This is a genomic window from Rhizobium mayense, assembly GCF_030272705.1.
Taxonomy (GTDB): domain Bacteria; phylum Pseudomonadota; class Alphaproteobacteria; order Rhizobiales; family Rhizobiaceae; genus Rhizobium; species Rhizobium mayense.
The window spans coordinates 1-17,878 of sequence record NZ_JARFYM010000066.1 but is presented as its reverse complement, the minus strand read 5'-3'; the positions used below and the strand labels follow the sequence as shown (position 1 = coordinate 17,878).

The window sequence follows — 17,878 nt, the reverse complement described above, 5'->3', positions numbered from 1 at the left end:
TGCGACCATCGATGCTGACCTCCTCTCAGCCAGCATCTTGAATCACATTCGACATCAAAAGGGAATCCGCGATTCAAACATAATCAGAAACGCTCTAGTCGAAGGTAACGCGGTCTGGATCACCAATATATTTTCGGGTAGCCGCGACTACGAAACGCTGCTGACCCGCCCTTAACCTTCTTCCATCTCCCGCGCCATCTCCACCAGCTTTCGCACGGTATTGAGGTTCCGCGACGTGCCGGCTTTCAGCGCCGGCAGCTTCAATTTGGAGCGTCCGGAGCCATCGGGGTAATGAACATAGATTTCTTTGCCCGCGACATGCACCTCTTCGCCGCCGGGCGCGACCAGCTTGTCCAGCGCATCCGCCGTTGGATGCTCCGGAAGAAAGTTGATGAGCAGGTAGTTCGGCTTGGCATGCGGGAAGGGCGAGCCTTCGGCGGCAGCCTGCAATTCCCGACGGCTGCGCAACAGCACGCCCGGCGATCTACCCATTTTGAGGGTCAGCGCCTCTTCCAGATTCTTCTGAACTGCCGCCTCGTCCTTATCGGAGCGGAAAAGCACATTGCCGCTTTGGATATAGGTCTTTACGTCGGTGAAGCCGATCTCCTCGCAGAGTGCTTTCAAACCCGCCATCGACAGCGTGCCGGTGCCGCCGACGTTCACGGCACGCAGCAGGGCGACGTAGACCGGCATGAGCTCCTCCCAAAGTATTGCTAGATCTTCCCACCGACCTTGATGGCGAAACTGTATTCGAAGGCAATTTCCTCGAGGCGCTGGAAGCGGCCCGAGGCGCCGCCGTGGCCAGCATCCATGTTGGTTTTCAGGAGGATAGGCGCGTCGCCGGTGGTCTTCTCACGCAGCTTGGCCACCCATTTCGCCGGTTCCCAATAGGTGACGCGCGGATCGGTCAGGCCACCAAGCGCCAGAATTGGCGGGTAGGGCTTTTCGCCGACATTGTCATAGGGGCTGTAGGCGGCAATCTGGTCGTATTCTTCCTTGCTGTCGATCGGATTGCCCCATTCCGGCCATTCCGGCGGCGTCAGCGGCAGGGTGTCGTCCAACATGGTGTTGAGGACGTCGACAAAGGGCACAGCGGCGATGATGCCGGCGAATTTCTCCGGCGCCATGTTGGCGACGGCGCCCATCAGCATTCCGCCAGCCGAGCCGCCCTCTGCGATGATCTTTGCGTAGGAGGTGAACTTCTCCTGATTCAAATAGTCGGCAGCGGCGATGAAGTCTTTGAAGGTATTGGTCTTCTTGTCCATTTTGCCGTCTTCGTACCAGGCAAAGCCCTTGTCCTTGCCGCCGCGGATATGGGCAATGGCATAGACGAAGCCGCGGTCGGCGAGCGACAAGCAATTGGTGTTGAACCCGGCGGGAATGGTGATGCCGTAAGCGCCGTAACCGTAGAGCAGGCAGGGCGCGGAGCCGTCGAGCGGCGTATCCTTGCGATAGAGCAGGGTCACCGGCACCTGTTCGCCGTCCCAGGCGGGGGCGAAGACACGGCGGGTGACATAGTCGTCCGGATTGTGGCCCGACGGAACTTCCTGCGTCTTCAGCAGAGTGCGCTCGCGCGTCACCATGTTGTAGTCGTAGAGCTGGCTCGGCGTCGTCATCGAGGAATAGGAAAAGCGGATCACGTCGGTGTCGTACTCGGCGGCACCCTGCAGGCCCAGCGAATAGGCCTCCTCGTCGAAGGCGATGGCATGTTCTTCGCCGGAGCGGCGATCGCGGATGATGATCCTCGGCAGGCCGTCCTTGCGTTCCAGCCAGATGAGATGACGGGCATAGGCCATGTGATTGAGGATCAGCGTGCCTGGTTTGTGTGCCACGACATCGCGCCAGTTTGCCTTGCCCGGTTTGTCGACCGGCGTTTCCATGATCTTGAAATCCTTGGCATCGCCGTCATTGGTGAGGATGTAGAAGACATCGCCACCTTCCGACATTTCATACTCGATGCCAGTACTGCGTGTTGCCACCAGCTTGGGCTCGGCCGTGAGATCCGAGGTCGGAATGATCCGGTATTCGCTGGTCTCGTGATCGTGGATGTCGATGAAGATGTAGTCATCCAGCAATGAACCGCCGACACCCATGAAGAAGCCGGAATCTTGCTCTTCATAGACCAGCCGGTCTTCCGACTGCGGCGTGCCGATGATGTGATGGAAGATCTTCGAAGGACGGTGATTCTCGTCCTGCAGCGTATAGAAGAAGCTCTTGCCGTCAGGCGCCCAGACACCGCCGCCGCCGGTATTCTCGATCACGTCGGCAAGGTCTTCGCCGGTCCCGAGGTTACGGACCTTCAGCGTGAAATATTCCGAGCCCTTGTCGTCGTAGCCCCAGATGCCGTGGCTATGGTCGGTGGAATGGTCGATGCCGGAAAGCCGGAAATACGACTTCCCCTCGTTTTCCTTGTCGCCGTTCAGAAGCAGCTTGCGCTCGCCGCCGTCGCGTGCTTCGCGGAAATAGTGCGGCTGCTCGCCGCCGGTAACGTAGAGCGTTCCGTAGGCATAGGGGCCATCCTTGACCGGTACCGAGCTGTCATCCTCCTTGATGCGGCCCTTCATCTCGGCGAACAGCACCTTCTGCAGCTCTTTCGTATCCGCCATGGCTGCGTTCATATAGGCGTTCTCGGCCTCCAGATGCACGCGGATTTCCGGATCGAGGATCGAAGTGTCCTTGAACATCGCCTGCCAATTGTCGGCCCGCAGCCAGGCATAATCGTCGCTGCGGCTGATGCCGTGGCGCGTGTCCGTGACCGGTTTTTTCGCAGCGGCGGGCGGGGTGGGGAGGTTCTTGAATGACGACACGAGAAGGCTTTCTCCGGGATGAAAGTCGGAAATGAGGTGAAGAAGAGATAGAGGGCGCTCGCGTGGGGTTCAAGCGGCAAGTGTCCACTCAAGTCTCATGCAGGCGGATAACGCCAAGTTCCAATCGAGCTGATAAAGGCATCAAAGCCGGCGTGGAGCGCTGTATGTCCGTTCGAACGCATAAAGGATGTTCCAGTTTTTTTGAATCGGAAGCATTCCTACTCGCTTTCATGTGATTCCATCTGAAAGTGAGCGCTCCCGAGCCGCCTTGATGTGACCACATTCTTTAACGAAGTCCGCTTAACATTGCGTCGAGAATAAGGGCGGCTTGGGCCGCTTTCCCTGGTGGAGCAGACGCCGCCTAAAGCATGTCGCAGCGGTTTCGCGAAGACGACATGCGCAAAATCAAGAGCCTAAAGCGCAGGCAGCGAATCTCAGAGATCGCGATGCGCTTTAGCCCGGAAATAACCAAGGGACCGGTCTTCATGCTGAAATTCATTGCCATTCTTGTACCGTTGGCTTCCATGGCGACTAGCGCGTTCGCTGTCGATCCGACCATGAAAAAGCAATTGCAAAAGCTCGACCCATCCGAGCGGATGGAGCAAAGCTGCGATGCTGAGGCCATGAAACGAATCAGCACAGAGAAGACCGGCTTCAAGCCCGATAAGGTCATTGCCTATACGTTCAGCGACCCTGACATGGCGCCGGATTCGATGAATGCTCCCGGCGCGGTCTTTCGCAGCAGGGGGGATTGGTATCATCTCTCCTATAAGTGCACCACCGGCCCGCAGCATATCCATGTGCGGGACCTGAGCTACGAGATCGGCGACAAAGTGCCGCGCGGCAGCTGGCAGAAATATTATCTCTACGACTGATGCCTTCAGCGCCGCCTCTGGCGCTCCAGCCGATAGAGTTCGGAGAGTACATGCTCCTGCACATCAGGGTTCTGGTGACAGACGGCATCCGTCAGGTCGCGTAGCGTAGCCCTGAGCCCATGGAGCTGATCCACCAGATCCATGACCAGATCGACGCCCGGCTCGTTGACGCCCATCGCGTTGACGAGGTCTAGGATCAACTGTCCGCGCGCCAGGTCCGCATCGCGAAAATGCCGGCCGCCGTCCGTGGTTTCTGGAACGAGCCAGCCCTGCTTGATCCAGATCTGGAGCACCGTGTCGTCGATCTCGAGGCGCAAACGAAATTCGCTCTCATTCATCGTTCAGCCACCCATGGTCTTTCGAGGATCATGCGTTTTGCCGGCCTGCCATTCGGAAACGAAGTTTGCAAGCTCGGCATCCGGCGCGTCCGGCAACACGATCTTCAACGAAACATAGGCGTCACCGCTTTCCTTGCCACGCTTCGGCACGCCCTTGCCCTTCAGCCGCAAGACCTTGCCGGTGTTGGAGTTCGGTTGAAGCGTGACGGTGACCGGGCCGGAAGGTGTGGGCACACGGATCTTGCCGCCAAGCACCGCCTCCGTAAGGGAAATCGGCAATTCCAGCCTGATGTCGTCGCCGTCGCGAACGAAGAAGCGGTGCGGGCGGACGTGTATCTCGATCAGGGCATCACCGTGCGCGCCGCCGCCAAAGCCCGGATCGCCCTTGCCGCGCAGCCGCAGCGTCTGCCCGTCACGCGTTCCTGGCGGTATCTGCACGTCGAGTGCCGGTCCGTCCGGCAGGCTTATCTGCTTTTTCGCGCCGTTGATGGCGTCGAGAAAGTCGACCTCCATGGAATAGTGGCGATCCTGACCCTGCATTCCGGACTGGCCTCGGCTGCGACGTGAGAAAAAGCTGGAAAGTATATCGTCGGTATCGCCGAAATCGGCGAAACCACCGGCGTTGCGGTAGGGGCCACGCTGGCCCTCCGTCGTCGCGTAGTCGCGATAATAGCTGCGTGGCGGCTGCTCCGCACCGCTGCTGTCGATTTCCCCACGGTCGAAGCGAGCACGCTTGTCCTCGTCGCCAAGGATGCCGTAGGCCGCGGAGACTTCCTTGAACTTGTCCTCGGCCTGCTTGTCGCCGGGGTTGAGATCGGGATGAAGTTTTTTCGCAAGCTTGCGATAGGCGCTTTGAATGTCTTTTTGCGGGGCGTCCCGTTTTACGCCCAGAATGTCATAGGGATCACGGCTCATAGATGTTTCCCTTTGGGAGCACAGAAAAATATGCAGATAGTGATCGGCTGGCTTCGTATCAATCGTAGCATAAATGATAGCACGCCATAGGCGCGACTGCCGCAGAGCAACCATTGGCGCAATTGTGATGGGCAGTGGGCGGCGTTAGGGGCCGATCGCCATATTTCCGTCGCCTTGCCGGACGATTGCGGGCGTGACGGCAAGGAGCCCATGGCAATTTTGCATTCTTTCCATCACACTTCATTTCATTCGATCCGACCGGTGGTTGCCTGATGAACCGTTTTCTACTGACGTCCGCACTCTTGCTCGCTGCCGTTCCGGCCGCTTTTGCCGCCGAATCCGTAGCGAAGCCCGTTGTCTGGCCGCAGCTTCCGCCGAAGGCACCAGCTTCAAGCGTCAAGCTGGTCGAGCCCCATCTGCATGTCAATCGCGCTGGCAAGGGCGCACCGCGCATCGCCTTGACCTTTGATGCCTGCATGGGCAAGACTGATCCGCGTATCCTCAGCACATTGGTCGATCAGCATATTCCGGCGACGATCTTCGTCACCGCCCGCTGGCTGCGGACCAACCCGGAAACGCTCGCCGTCTTCCTCGCTCATCCCGACATCTTCGAACTTGAGGATCATGGCCAGAACCATATTCCGGCGGTCGACATCCCGACCAAGGTCTATGGCATCCCCGCTGCAGGCTCGCCGCAGGCGGTGGCGCAGGAAGTCAAAGGCGGCTCCGATGCCATGATTGCCGCCGGCATTCCGCAGCCGCATTGGTTTCGCGGCGCAACGGCGAAATATAGCCTCTCGGCCATCGCTCAGATTCGCGGCATGGGCTACCGCATTGCCGGCTACTCGGTGAATGGTGACAGCGGCTCCCTGCTGCCGGCCAAGATGGTAGAAAAGCAATATGCTTCCGCCAAGGATGGCGACGTCATCATCTCTCACATCAATCAGCCGACCCACGCCGCAGGAGAAGGCGTGGCCGCAAGCATATTGGCGTTGAAGGCCAAGGGCGTTCAGTTCGTTCGCTTGCAGGATATCCCCGAGCAGGGCGACGACGATACGACGAACTGAGCCGGGCTGGATGCTCTGGTGGCGGCGGCATTCGTTTAGGCGACAACTGCCCTTTAACTGGCGTTCTCACTGCGGCAGTTGTGGCTGCACTTTTTCCTCGAAGAACAGCTCGTTGATCACGGTTATGACGATCAGCGATAGCGGCAGGGCGAGCATGGCCCCGACGGCGCCCCACATCCAGGTCCAGAAGATGATAGCAATGAAGACGACGAAGGGATTGAGTTCCCATTGCCGGCCCATGACCGCTGGGAAAACCAGGTTTTCCACGGCGAGATGGACGGAGAAGAAGGCGATTGCAGGGGCGAGACCGAAGACGATATCATCATGGGTGATGATACCGGCGATCGCCAGCGCCGCCGTTATCGTCGCGATGCCGACGAAGGGAACGAAGCTGGAGAGAAAGGCGAAGACGCCCCAAAGGATCGGCACGCTCATGCCGCTGACATAGACGATGGCCGTCATCACGACGCCGAGGCCAGCATAGATCAGCGCAGCCGTCGCAAAGTAGAAGCCGAGCACCTGCTCCACCGCATTGATGACGCGGATCGCCGTCAGCCGCGTTGTTCTGGTGGAAAAAGTCATGATGATCGTTTTGCGCAGGCTGATGCGGCCGGCAAGGAATAGCAGTAGTGCCGCAAAAAAGACCAGGCCTTGGGCGATGGCGGGTGTCAGGCCGCTGGCGAGAACATGCAGCACGTTGCCGGCATTTTCGAGCAGCACATTGATCGACATCGGCCCGCTTTCAAAGGTTTGCGGTGTGATGTGCAACCATTTGAACCCTTCGAGATAGGGCATCAGCCGATTGACGGTGCGTTGGAAAACGTCAGGCCCTTCATGCGCGAGCGTCGCCAGTGGTCCGGCGAGTGAATTGATGATCAGGAAGATGATCAACGCCACCGCTGATGACAACAGAACAGCGTTGAGGATGCGCGGCACGCCAAGCTTGCTGAGTTTTTCCGCAACCAGCCCGAGGATCATGCCGACGATGACGGCTAGCGTCAGTGGGATGAGGATGGTCGACATCATGTAGACGCCCGCCAGCGCGAGGACGAGGAAGATGCCGATGACGGCCCAGGCGGATGCGACATCGAGCCCGTCCTTTTCGGTGGGCGCTGAGGGAGTGGTACTGTTCATTTGTTCGGTATCGGCGCGCAATGCATCCACCCAGGCACTGGAACGCCCTGCGCGGGCTGTCGTCAGTCTGAGCGCCTGTTTGTGTAAGCCGTTGGCGATATCCATCCCGGACATGTCCCCGAAACCCCGATTGCCTCGCTATGCAAACGCGAAAGGCCCGTCCTGGTTCCGGAGCGAGCCTTTGACATCGTAAGGTAGGGGGTACGCGATCAGCCGATCAAATTCAGCCCGATGCCCCAGGGATCGCGCAGCGAGGCGCCGCCGTCACGCTTTTCCGTCTTGATCTCGTGGGCTTCGAGTGCGCCGATTGCCTTGTCGAGCGCGTCCCTGTCGTTGAAACGCAGCGTGTAGTCGGAAAGGCCGGTCATATGTTCGGAACGGACACCGGCGCCGCGGCTGTTCCAGGTGTTGGCGCCGAGATGATGATGGTAGCCGCCGGTTGCAAGGAAGGTCGCACCCGGATAACGCGCCGCCATCACTTTCATACCCAGCACGTCGCGATAGAAGGCATTCGCCTCCGCGACATCGCCGACCTGCAAGTGGATGTGGCCGATCGCCGAACCCTCGGCCATGCCGTCCCAGCGATCCTGCGGCGCGCTTTCGTAAAGCTTCTGCAAATCGAGCCTCAGCGTCGCCATCTCGACCGTACCGTCGCTATGGAATTTCCACTGTTCATGCGGCCGGTCTGCGTAGATCTCGATGCCATTGCCCTCGGGGTCGGAAAGATAGATCGCTTCGCTGACGATGTGGTCGGATGCGCCCTCGAGGGCGACGTTGTTATGCGCCGCGTGCCGCAGCCAACGGGCGAGCTCGACGCGATCGGGCATTAGAAAGGCGGTGTGGAACAGGCCGGCTGCCGTCTGCGGCGCGCGTACCGCGGCGCGGTCCGTTGTCAGCGTCAGCAGCGGCAAGCCGGCAACGCCCAGGACCTCGCCGCTCGCAGTCTTCTCGATGACCTTCAGGCCCAGCATGTCCTGATAAAAGCGCGACACCACACTCAGGTCGGTGACGACTAGATGCGACTGGCCGACATAGGCGGGGCGCGTCAGCGCGTAGGAGGGAGCGGTTTCGGTCATGGGAGTGTTCGAACCTCGATGTTGTGCAGAAAGAGCAACCGGCGTGGGCGGCGAAAACACCGCCGATAGCAGGGCCTGGAAACTTTTGCCGGTTGATGTGCCTCTTTGGATCCTCTGGCCTGCTGTACTTGTGTTAGATATGGCGGATTTTGATTGTTCACAGAAGACTAGAAATTGCGGATTGAGCGTTCGCCGTGCGTTGACAGCAGGCTTGTCGAGCGGCCTCACCATTTGCGAAGATTTACCTATATGCTCGTTTGGGGCGGTTGCCTCGGTCGCTGTGAGATGCGACCATTAATCCTTGTGTGTCGACCAATTGGAACACGTATGCATGGCCGAGTTCGGGGGCATCCGTTGGGCTTACGACCGATATGAAGTGATCGTTGACAGCATCGTCAACGGTGTCGGCGTGGTCTTTGCTCTCATCGGTGCGACCGTGCTGATCTTCTATGCGACGGTGTGGAGCTCCTATGGCGAGATTGCCGCGGCCTGGATCTATGGCATCGGCCTCGTCCTGACGCTGGCGATGTCCTTCGCCTACAATCTTTGGCCGGTGTCGCAGACAAAGTGGTTTCTGCGACGTTTCGATCATTCCGCCATCTTCGTGCTGATCGCCGCCACCTATACGCCGTTCCTGGAGCGCGGTGCCGATGATCCGCTGCTCTTTGCCATGCTGATCGCCATCTGGGTCTTCGCCGCCTTCGGCATCGCGCTGAAATGCGTTTTTCCGGGGCGGTACGACCGGCTGGCGATCCTGCTTTATCTCGCCATGGGCTGGAGCGGCGTGTTGGTGGCCAGGGACGTTTCCTCGCATATACCGTTCGCGTCGATGCTGCTGATCTTGATTGGCGGCATCATCTATTCGCTTGGCGTGATCTTCCACGTCTGGGAGAAACTGCGTTTCCAGAACGCCATCTGGCACGGCTTCGTCATTACCGCGGCCGCCGTGCATTATTCGGCGGTGCTGACCTGTTTCAGCCTGTCACCGGAAAACTTTTGACGATCTGGGTCGTCGACACACATTTCTTCGTCGGGCGCAGGCTGCGCACAAGCCGCATGACGACGGCGTCATAGCGCTGCATGGTCGTCTTCGGATAATCGATCTGGAAAAAGGCGGCGCCGCCATTGCAGAGCGCTACGCCGCGCACGTAGACGATACGGCCCTGTCTTGTGCCCGAGAAGCTGATGCCATGCGAGTTCGATTTCGAATAGGAGATCTGCCAGCCATCATCCTTGGCGAGCGCCATGCGGGTATTCGCTTCGGTCGAAAAGTCGCCATCGAGGATGTTGGTGCCGAAAACCAGCAGCCGTGCGGACTGATCGGCTGGCGTCAAGGTCAGTCCGTCGCCATTGTCGGGACGGGCCGAAAGGCGGAATTCCGACGGCAGTTCGATCGCATAGCCGAACCGCGCATTCTCATAGGACCACCAGTCGGCGGCCTGCGCCGGCGTGATAGAAATGAGCAGGAAGGCAGTCAGGCGGGCGAGCATTGCGGTTTCCGGGAGGCGGGATCTGCAAACCAGCTAGGAATAGCGCAGTTTCCAGCAAAAATTCCATAGTGATTCTGAGAATGATAATAAAATAGCTTCAATTCGTTACGGTTTGATTGCGAGCCATGCAGGAATGGCGGATTTACTTCACCCATATGGCGGAGTATGCCGCGATCACATCTTAAAATAATTGGACAACGGGATTATGGACCAAGCCGTACTGCTTCGCGATGCCACCGAGGTCGATCTGCCTGCGATTTGCGAGATCTATAACCATGCCGTCGTGCACACGACCGCGATTTGGAACGACACGCTCGTTGACGTCGACAACCGCGTGGAATGGCTCAAGGCGCGCAAGGCGAAAGGTTTTCCGGTCATCGTCGCGGATAAGGACGGCAAGGTCGCCGGCTATGCCTCCTACGGCGACTGGCGCGCTTTCGATGGCTACCGCCATACGGTGGAAAACTCCGTCTATGTCGACAAGGATCACCGCGGTCTCGGCATTGGCGAAGGTTTGCTGCGCGAACTCGTCGCCCGTGCTGCCGGAAACAATATCCATGTCATGATCGCCGCCATCGAGACCGGCAACGCTACCTCCATTCGGTTGCATGAAAAGCTCGGCTTCCGCATTGTCGGTCAGTTTTCGGAAGTTGGTACCAAGTTCGGTCGCTGGCTGGATCTGACCTGCATGGAGCTGCGCATAACAGCCTAGTTCGCAGTCATTCCCGCGTCATACCCTGACGCTATCCAAGCAACGGTAGATCTGAATCGTGATTTTCATCGCGGGTATCCTCCGTTGCATCCTCCGAAAATGCAGATAGCCGTCATCGGCGCAGGGATTGTCGGGGCATCGATTGCCTATCATCTGGCACGCCGCGGAGCGCGGGTGCATTTGTTCGATGAAGGTCCGGCGCCAGCTGCGGGCGTCACCGGCAAGGCATTCGGCTGGGTCAATCTCATCAACGGCGATCCCACGACGAATTATGGAAATTACCGCATTTGGCGCGAGGCGATCAGCGAATATCAACGTTTGAAGGTCGCCATTCCGGAGGCCTTGCAGCATGCGCGCTCCGGCTCGCTGGTCTGGTGTGCGACGGCCACCGAGACGGAGGCGTTGGTACAAGAGCATCAGGCTGCGGGCGCGACGGTTGAACTGGTCGACGCCAAGACGGTCGCTTGGTGGGAGCCGGAGCTTCGCGATGTGCCGGAATGCGCCGCCTTTTCTCCCGACGATCTGGCGTTGGATCCGACGCAGCTCACACAGACATTTGTGCGAGCGGCAATCGCTTTGGGAACCACGGCGCATTTCGATCAGAAGATTATCGCTCTCGAAACGTCCGACAGTCGGATCACCGGTGTTCGCACCGTTGAGCAAATCGTTTCGGCTGATGTCGTCGTCCTGGCCACCGGTACGTCGATCGATGCGCTCATCTCGCCGCTCGGATTGGCTGTCGGCGTCGAAAGCTCGCCCGCCGTGCTGCTGCAATTTTCTGCCGACCGGCCCTTCCTGAACCACATTCTCCGTGGGCCAGATTTGGAAGTTCGCCAGCGGCCCGACCATTCGCTGCTATCAGCTGCAAGCTACAGAGGCGATTCCGAAGAGATTAGACCGGTGGCTATCGGACATCGCATACTTGATGCGATGAGACAGAAGCTCGCTTTGCCTGATGGTGTCGAACTGCAGCAGGCAGTCATTGGCTATCGTCCGGTCTTTGCCGACGGGTTTCCGAGGCTTGGCTTTCTGCCGGGCGCCGACGGCATCTATGTCGCCGTTGCCCACCCAGGCATTATTCTCGCCCCCTTGCTCGGCCGGCTGGCGATGGAAGAGATCATCGATGGACAGCGATCGACGCTGGTTCCCGGATTTAACGTGGGCGCTTTTCCGGCCAGTTAGCCGGCTGCCTTACTTTTCCGCCTCGAACACTATGGCATGACCGTCGCTGCAATACCCGGCTCTGATGCCGGAAAGTGATTCCAGTGGTTTACCCTCCGGTTTTTCTCGCGCAGGGCTTGAGGCAATTCAGCCTTTGGCCTATCCCAATGACAGACTTTCGGCTTGGCCGGATTCCGTGCGATCGTTCAGCAGGGAGAAGACATGGCCAGCGTCACCGGCCTGACATTCCTGGCTTTGTGTCTGCCGTTTCTCGGTGCGATCGTCGCGCCCGCCGCCGTTCGCTATCTCGGCCACAACGCTGCCTGGCTCCTGGCGCTTTTTCCGGCACTCGCCTTTCTGCATTTCGCGGGCTTTCTTCCCGCCATTGCCGCGGGCCATATTGTCCGAGACGGCCTCGATTGGGTGCCGAGCCTGAGCTTGCGCTTTTCCTGGTTGCTCGATGGCTTGTCACTGACGTTCGCGCTGCTGATCACCGGCATTGGGTCGCTGATCGTTCTTTATGCCGGCGGTTACCTGAAGGGGCATGTGGACCAGGGCCGGTTCTTCTCCTTCATCTTCCTTTTCATGGGCTCGATGCTCGGCCTCGTTGTTTCGGATAGTTTCCTGACGCTGTTCGTTTTCTGGGAGCTGACCTCGATCACCTCTTTCCTGCTGATCGGTTTCGATCATCAGCGCGAGGCCGCTCGGCGCGCTGCCTTGCAGGCGCTGGTTGTCACCGGCGGGGGAGGGCTGCTTTTGCTCGCAGGCCTGTTGCTGATCTGGCAGATCACCGGTGCGGCGGACATGTCCAGCCTGTTGAGGACTGGCGGAGCGCTGCGCGAAAGCCCGCTCTATTTCGCCGCGCTGATCCTGATACTCGGCGGGGCCTTTACGAAATCCGCGCAGTTTCCATTCCATTTCTGGCTGCCGAACGCCATGGAGGCGCCGACGCCCGTGTCGGCCTATCTGCATTCGGCGACGATGGTGAAGGCCGGTGTCTACCTGTTGATGCGGCTCAACCCGGCGATGGGCGGTACATTGGCTTGGGAGACGATCCTGCCGGTTTTCGGTGGCATGACGCTGCTGATTGGGACGCTGCTCGCCATCCGCCAGACCGACCTGAAGCTGAAGCTCGCCTATACCACGGTCTCCTCTCTCGGCTTGCTGGTCTTGCTCACCGGCTTCGGCTCCGATTATGCGATCGAGGCGGCCGTGCTCTATCTGGTGGCGCATTCGCTATTCAAAGGCGCGCTGTTCATGGTCGCCGGCATCGTTGATCACGAGACAGGCACACGCGACATCACGCGTCTCGGCGGTTTGCGCACGGCCATGCCGTTGACGTTTGCGGCGGCACTGGCGGCGGCGATCTCCATGGCCGGTCTGCCGCCGGCCTTCGGTTTCCTGGCCAAGGAGGAGATTTATGCCGCGCTGGCCCAATCCTCTTCTTGGCCGATCCTCCTGACAGTCCTTGCCATTGTCAGTAACGCCCTGATGTTTGCCGTCGCTTTCGCTGTAGCGCTGAAGCCCTTCATCGGCGCGCGCGTTGAAACGCCGAAAGATCCGCACGAGGCGCCGCCGCTGCTCTGGCTAGGGCCGGTTGTCCTTGCCATTCTCGGTCTCGCCGCCGCCATTGTCTCGCGTTTTTGGCACGCCTACATATCCTCGCCGATGGGAAGTGCCGTCGGCGGCAAGGCAATGGAGATATCGGTCTCGCTCGCTCCGCACTTGAGTGTGCCTTTGGCGCTGTCCGGTCTGACCGTGCTGATCGGTGGCTTCGTCTATTGGAAGCTTGATCGCGCCCGCTTCCTGATGGCGGTAGTGCTGCGCAAACTCGGGCCGGGACCGGATCACGGCTTCGATGGCCTCATCTCAGGGCTGGTTCGCCTGTCGCACGCCGTTTCCGGCTTCCTACAGCCCGGCCGCCTAGAGGTCTACGTGACCGTCACTTTCCTTTCCCTTGCCGGCATGCTGTTAGTGCCGCCGGTGCTCCATGGCGAGTTACCGGCTATTCCCTCGTGGCCTGATATGCAGTGGCATGAGGCAGCGATTTTCCTCATCGCCATAATCGGCCTGGGTGCCGTCGTCACCGCTCGCGACCGACTGACGGCAATCGTTTCGCTCGGCATCCAAGGCTTTGCCGTGGCCGTTATCTTTCTGCTCTTTGGCGCGCCGGACCTGTCCTTCACGCAGTTCATGGTCGAGACGCTTTCCGTCGTCATCCTGGCGCTGGTCATGACGCGGCTGCGTTTATCGACCGCCGACCGCCGTTCGCGATTGCAGATGCTTTCGCATGCAGCGCTTGCCATCGCCTGCGGCGTCGGCTTCGGTTCGTTGCTCTTGAAGGCCACGCAGGCCCCCTTCGACCTTACGCTGACAGCGTTCTTCGACCATTATTCCAAGCTGATCGCCCACGGCGCGAATGTCGTAAACGTGATCATCGTCGACTTCCGTGGCACGGACACGCTCGGCGAAATTGCTGTCGTTACCATCACCGGCCTCGCCATCCTGGCGCTGATCCGCATCCGCGCCGGCGGTGAACGCAAGCTCGCGGCCAACGATCCCGATGTGGAAGAGACGATGGAGGCAAGGGGTTCGTGAACACTCTGATCTTCCGGACGGCCGCGCCTTTCCTGACGGCCTTGATGCTGCTCTTTTCGGTCTTCGTGCTGCTGCGCGGCCATAATGAACCTGGCGGCGGTTTCATCGGCGGATTGATCGCGGCTTCCGCGCTGGCGATCTATGGCATTGCCTGCGGTGTGACGGCGGTGCGCCGCGCCATCATCTTTCATCCGCTGGCGATTGCCGGTTTCGGCCTGCTGGCATCGACGGTTGCCGGGCTCTTGTCGGTCTTTTCCAGTGTACCCTTCATGACCGGGCTTTGGATCTATCCGCATCTCTTCGGCGTCGAGGTGCCACTCTCCAGCGTCATGCTGTTCGATGCCGGCGTCTATCTGGTTGTTGTCGGCGCCATCACATCGATCGCGCTGGCACTCGAAGAGCGGGAGGTGGAATGATGGAGGCCGTCTTCGCTACACTCGTCGGCCTTTTCTTCGCCGCCGCGATCTACCTGATGCTGTCGAAGTTTTCGATCCGCATCATGCTCGGCATCGCGATTCTCGGAAACGCCGTCAACCTGCTGCTTTTCACCGCCGGCCGGATGACGCGCGAAGTGCCGCCGATCATTCCGACCGGCGCCGATACGCTCAATGCGGATGCCGCCAATCCGCTGCCGCAGGCTCTGATCCTGACGGCGATCGTCATTTCCTTCTCCTTCTTAGCTTTCCTGCTGGTGCTGACCTATCGGGCCTATCAGGACCTGAAAACCGACGATACCGGCAAGATGCGGGTGGCGGAACCGGAACAGCGGCCGCTGCCGCCTTTAGGGTACTAGCAGCATGGCGGCGCCGACCAACACCGCTGTCGATCTCTCCGCCGCGCTGGTGACAGCGCGGGTGCCGGCCGATCATTGGCTGGTGGTCCTGCCGGTCGCCCTGTGCATCGGCCTTGGCGCGATCCTGATGATGTTGCGCGACCGCACGGCGTGGCATGGCTGGATCGCCATCCCCGGCCTAGCATTGCTCGTGCTGATCGATATGGCTCTGCTTTATAGGGTCACCAACGAGGGGCCGGTGACCATGGTCATGGGCCGCTGGCTGCCGCCTTTCGGCATCGCCTTCAGCGTCGATCTCTTCGGCGCGGTCATGGCGCTGGCGGCGGCGGCGGTGGCGCTGGCGGCGAGCCTCTACGCGCTCGGCGAGATCACGGCCAGCGGCCGGCGCTACGGCTTCTTTCCTTTTCTGATGCTGCTGCTAGCGGGAGTGAGCGGCGCATTTCTGACCGGCGACGTCTTCAATCTCTACGTCTGGTTCGAAGTGCTGTTGATCTCCTCCTTCGGCCTGCTGATCCTCGGCTCGGAGCGTGAGCAGATCGACGGCGCCTTGAAATATGCGGTGCTGAACCTCATCGCCACAACGCTGTTTCTGGTTTCCATCGGCTACGTCTATGCCGTCTTCGGCACGCTGAACATGGCCGATATCGCGATGAAGGTGAGGGCGCCTAGCAACGCGGCGCCGTTGATGACCCTTGCCGGCCTGTTCCTCCTCGCTTTCGGCATGAAGGCTGCGGCATTCCCGGTCAATTTCTGGCTGCCCGCCTCTTATCATACGCCGCGCATCACCGTTTCGGCGCTTTTCGCGGGCCTGCTCACCAAGGTCGGCATCTATGCCCTAATCCGGGTTCTGGTCATGCTGTTTCCGATCGAGCGCGCCGGGCTCGCCCCGATTACCACGATCGTCGCCATTGCGACCATGTTGGCCGGGGTACTCGGTGCGCTGGGCGAAAGCGATATCCGCCGTCTTCTCGGCTATGTCGTCATTTCCGGCATCGGTACCATGCTGGCAGGCGTGGCGCTTGGCAGCACCAGCGGCCTCAGCGGAGCGATCTTTTATGCGCTGCATTCGATGGTGCTGATGACGGCGCTCTATTTGCTGGCGGGCCAAGCGGCTCGGCTCGGCGGCAGCTTCTCGCTCGCCGCGCTCGGCGGGCTTTATCGGCAAAACGGCTGGTTCGCAGGCCTTTCGCTGGTGCTGTTTTTCGCCGCCTGCGGCCTGCCGCCATTTTCCGGCTTCTGGCCTAAGGTCATCCTGGTGAAGGCGGCTCTAGACGCCGGCGCTTGGTGGATTGCCGCTGCAATCCTGTTGACAGGCTTTCTGACCACCATCGTCTTTGGCCGTATCTTTCTCCTCTCCTATTGGCGTCCGAGATCCACGCAGGCCGCCATCATGCCGGAACCGATCGCCTGGCAGGCCGGTCTGCCGCTGGTTGCTCTTACAGCCTTGGTCATCGGGTTTGGTCTGTTTCCCGAACGGCTGTTGCATCTGACGCAACTTGCCGCCGGCGGTCTCGACGATCCCTCGGCCTATCTGCATTCGGTCTTTCCGGGAGGGACGGCGACACAATGATCCTGTTCGTCTTCAACCTGCTGCTCGCCATCGTCTGGGTCGCCGTCACCGGCAGCGCCTCCTTCCTCAATCTTGTCTTTGGTTTTGTCCTCTCGGCGCTCGCCTTGGCAACGGTGCGTGAGTCCCATGGCGGCGTATTGTATCTCGTGCGTGTCAGGCGGATTCTGGCGCTGCTGCTCCTGTTCCTGCGCGAGCTCGCAAAGTCTGCATGGGCCGTCGCCGTGACCGTCATGAGCCCGAACATGGATGTGAAGCCCGGCATCTTCGCCTTTCCGCTGACCGTCGATCGCGATTTCGAGATCACGCTGCTTGCCAATCTCATCACGCTGACGCCCGGCACGCTCTCCGTCGACGTTTCCGACGACCGCAAGACGCTCTACGTGCACGCGCTCGACTGCTCCGACCCGGAGGCGGTGAAGCGCGGCATCGCCGATGGTTTCGAGCGCCGGATCATGGAGGCGTTCCGATGACGGCCGCTTTCATCGTTTCTGCGGCTGCCATGGTGGCGCTCGCTATTCTCAGTCTGGCCTTCCTTCTCACCGTCTTCCGCGTCGTGGTCGGTCCGACCTTGCCCGACCGGGTGCTGGCGCTCGACATGCTGGTGGCGGTTGCTATTGGCTTCATCGCCGTCATTGCCATCAAGACCGGCTTCACACTCTATATCGACATCGCAATCTCGCTCGGTCTCGTCGGCTTCCTTGCCACCGTCGCCTTTGCCCGGTTCATCCTCACACGCGGCGCGTCGGGCAATGCCGAAAAGTCGCCTTCGCCGGTTAGCGAGGCGGGTGAGGGGAAAATGGCACGCAAAAGCGGTCGGCGTAAGAAAGGAGGGCAGTAATGGAACTGGTCGCCGCTATTATCGTCGCTTTCCTGCTCTTGGCGGGCGCCCTGTTTTCGCTGGTCGCGTCGATCGGCATCATTCGCCTACCGGACCTCTATAGCCGTATGCACGCAGCTTCCAAGGCCGGCACGGTCGGTTCCGGTCTATTGCTACTTGCAGTTGGTGTTCATTCACAAGATCTACCGATATTGGCCCGGGCGCTGGCTGGTTTTGTGTTCTTCGTTCTGACTGCGCCGATATCGGCCCATCTTTTGGCACGTGCCGCCCACGTCGCCGGCCAACGGCTGACTCCGCCGTCGGTGCGCGACGATCTCTTAAGGGACGAGATCAAGCGATGTTCTTTTAAAATGAAAAGCTAACAAACGTGTGGATTGCTAGAAAAGTGAATACAAATTCTGCCCGTTAGTTACCTATTTTTAATAGATGAGGTAACTAACGGGCAGAATTTGTATTCACTTTTCTAGCAATCCACACGTTTGTTAGCTTTTCATTTTAAAAGAA

Annotated in this window: 19 protein-coding genes; 12 read left to right on the top strand and 7 right to left on the bottom strand. The window is 59.7% G+C overall.

From position 1 onward, the window contains the following. Positions 1-171 precede the first annotated feature (171 nt). A complete protein-coding gene (locus PY649_RS33975; protein ID WP_285873415.1) occupies positions 172-693 on the bottom strand; it encodes a DUF1697 domain-containing protein in 522 nt (173 codons plus the stop codon). A gap of 20 nt (positions 694-713) precedes the next feature. Continuing rightward, the gene (locus PY649_RS33970) at positions 714-2,807 is read right to left on the bottom strand and encodes a S9 family peptidase (RefSeq protein WP_285873414.1); all 2,094 of its coding nucleotides are present in this window, start codon (positions 2,805-2,807) and stop codon (positions 714-716) included. Positions 2,808-3,292: 485 nt separating this feature from the next. Between PY649_RS33970 and PY649_RS33965 the strand changes: the two genes are divergently transcribed. Then, entirely contained in the window at positions 3,293-3,682 is a 390-nt protein-coding gene (locus PY649_RS33965) for a DUF930 domain-containing protein (protein ID WP_285873417.1), read from the top strand. A 5-nt stretch (positions 3,683-3,687) separates the two neighbouring features. Here the strand turns inward: PY649_RS33965 and PY649_RS33960 are convergent, their stop codons facing one another. Both PY649_RS33960 and PY649_RS33955 read right to left on the bottom strand, forming a co-directional pair. Then, a complete protein-coding gene (locus PY649_RS33960; RefSeq protein WP_285873413.1) occupies positions 3,688-4,020 on the bottom strand; it encodes a chaperone modulator CbpM in 333 nt (110 codons plus the stop codon). Between the two features lie 3 nt (positions 4,021-4,023). Continuing rightward, positions 4,024-4,935 (bottom strand): DnaJ C-terminal domain-containing protein, encoded by a 912-nt coding sequence (locus PY649_RS33955; RefSeq protein WP_285873412.1) that lies wholly within the window; start codon positions 4,933-4,935, stop codon positions 4,024-4,026. Between the two features lie 272 nt (positions 4,936-5,207). On the opposite strand from PY649_RS33955, the gene PY649_RS33950 reads away from it, so the two are divergent. Further along, positions 5,208-6,002 (top strand): polysaccharide deacetylase family protein, encoded by a 795-nt coding sequence (locus PY649_RS33950; protein WP_285873410.1) that lies wholly within the window; start codon positions 5,208-5,210, stop codon positions 6,000-6,002. A gap of 66 nt (positions 6,003-6,068) precedes the next feature. Here the strand turns inward: PY649_RS33950 and PY649_RS33945 are convergent, their stop codons facing one another. Then, the gene (locus PY649_RS33945) at positions 6,069-7,241 is read right to left on the bottom strand and encodes an AI-2E family transporter (RefSeq protein WP_285873409.1); all 1,173 of its coding nucleotides are present in this window, start codon (positions 7,239-7,241) and stop codon (positions 6,069-6,071) included. A 104-nt stretch (positions 7,242-7,345) separates the two neighbouring features. Next, positions 7,346-8,212: a VOC family protein gene (locus tag PY649_RS33940; protein ID WP_285873408.1), complete on the bottom strand. Its 867-nt coding sequence runs from the start codon at positions 8,210-8,212 to the stop codon at positions 7,346-7,348. A gap of 331 nt (positions 8,213-8,543) precedes the next feature. Between PY649_RS33940 and trhA the strand changes: the two genes are divergently transcribed. Further along, positions 8,544-9,212, top strand: a complete 669-nt coding sequence (gene trhA, locus PY649_RS33935) for a PAQR family membrane homeostasis protein TrhA (RefSeq protein WP_285873407.1) — start codon at positions 8,544-8,546, stop codon at positions 9,210-9,212. Here trhA and PY649_RS33930 read toward each other — a convergent pair. After that, positions 9,187-9,702, bottom strand: coding sequence for a hypothetical protein (locus tag PY649_RS33930; RefSeq protein ID WP_285873406.1), 516 nt, complete (start codon positions 9,700-9,702; stop codon positions 9,187-9,189). The genes trhA and PY649_RS33930 overlap by 26 nt on opposite strands. Positions 9,703-9,907: 205 nt before the next feature. Between PY649_RS33930 and PY649_RS33925 the strand changes: the two genes are divergently transcribed. From PY649_RS33925 to mnhG, 9 genes are all read left to right on the top strand, one after another. Continuing rightward, the gene (locus PY649_RS33925) at positions 9,908-10,414 is read left to right on the top strand and encodes a GNAT family N-acetyltransferase (protein ID WP_285873405.1); all 507 of its coding nucleotides are present in this window, start codon (positions 9,908-9,910) and stop codon (positions 10,412-10,414) included. Positions 10,415-10,513: 99 nt separating this feature from the next. After that, positions 10,514-11,596, top strand: a complete 1,083-nt coding sequence (locus PY649_RS33920) for an NAD(P)/FAD-dependent oxidoreductase (protein WP_285873404.1) — start codon at positions 10,514-10,516, stop codon at positions 11,594-11,596. 201 nt (positions 11,597-11,797) lie between these two features. Continuing rightward, positions 11,798-14,173, top strand: coding sequence for a putative monovalent cation/H+ antiporter subunit A (locus PY649_RS33915; RefSeq protein ID WP_285873403.1), 2,376 nt, complete (start codon positions 11,798-11,800; stop codon positions 14,171-14,173). Then, a complete protein-coding gene (locus PY649_RS33910; RefSeq protein WP_285873402.1) occupies positions 14,170-14,589 on the top strand; it encodes a Na(+)/H(+) antiporter subunit B in 420 nt (139 codons plus the stop codon). The genes PY649_RS33915 and PY649_RS33910 overlap by 4 nt, the downstream gene beginning before the upstream one ends. Continuing rightward, complete coding sequence (locus PY649_RS33905; protein ID WP_285873416.1) at positions 14,589-14,966, top strand: Na+/H+ antiporter subunit C; 378 nt, start codon at positions 14,589-14,591, stop codon at positions 14,964-14,966. The genes PY649_RS33910 and PY649_RS33905 overlap by 1 nt, the downstream gene beginning before the upstream one ends. A 4-nt stretch (positions 14,967-14,970) precedes the next feature. Beyond that, positions 14,971-16,536: a Na+/H+ antiporter subunit D gene (locus tag PY649_RS33900; protein WP_285873401.1), complete on the top strand. Its 1,566-nt coding sequence runs from the start codon at positions 14,971-14,973 to the stop codon at positions 16,534-16,536. After that, positions 16,533-17,006, top strand: a complete 474-nt coding sequence (locus PY649_RS33895) for a Na+/H+ antiporter subunit E (RefSeq protein WP_285873400.1) — start codon at positions 16,533-16,535, stop codon at positions 17,004-17,006. The genes PY649_RS33900 and PY649_RS33895 overlap by 4 nt, the downstream gene beginning before the upstream one ends. Then, positions 17,003-17,374 (top strand): cation:proton antiporter, encoded by a 372-nt coding sequence (locus PY649_RS33890; protein ID WP_285873399.1) that lies wholly within the window; start codon positions 17,003-17,005, stop codon positions 17,372-17,374. The genes PY649_RS33895 and PY649_RS33890 overlap by 4 nt, the downstream gene beginning before the upstream one ends. Continuing rightward, positions 17,374-17,736: a monovalent cation/H(+) antiporter subunit G gene (gene mnhG / locus PY649_RS33885; protein WP_285873398.1), complete on the top strand. Its 363-nt coding sequence runs from the start codon at positions 17,374-17,376 to the stop codon at positions 17,734-17,736. Before PY649_RS33890 ends, mnhG begins: the two co-directional genes overlap by 1 nt. Positions 17,737-17,878: the final 142 nt, after the last annotated feature.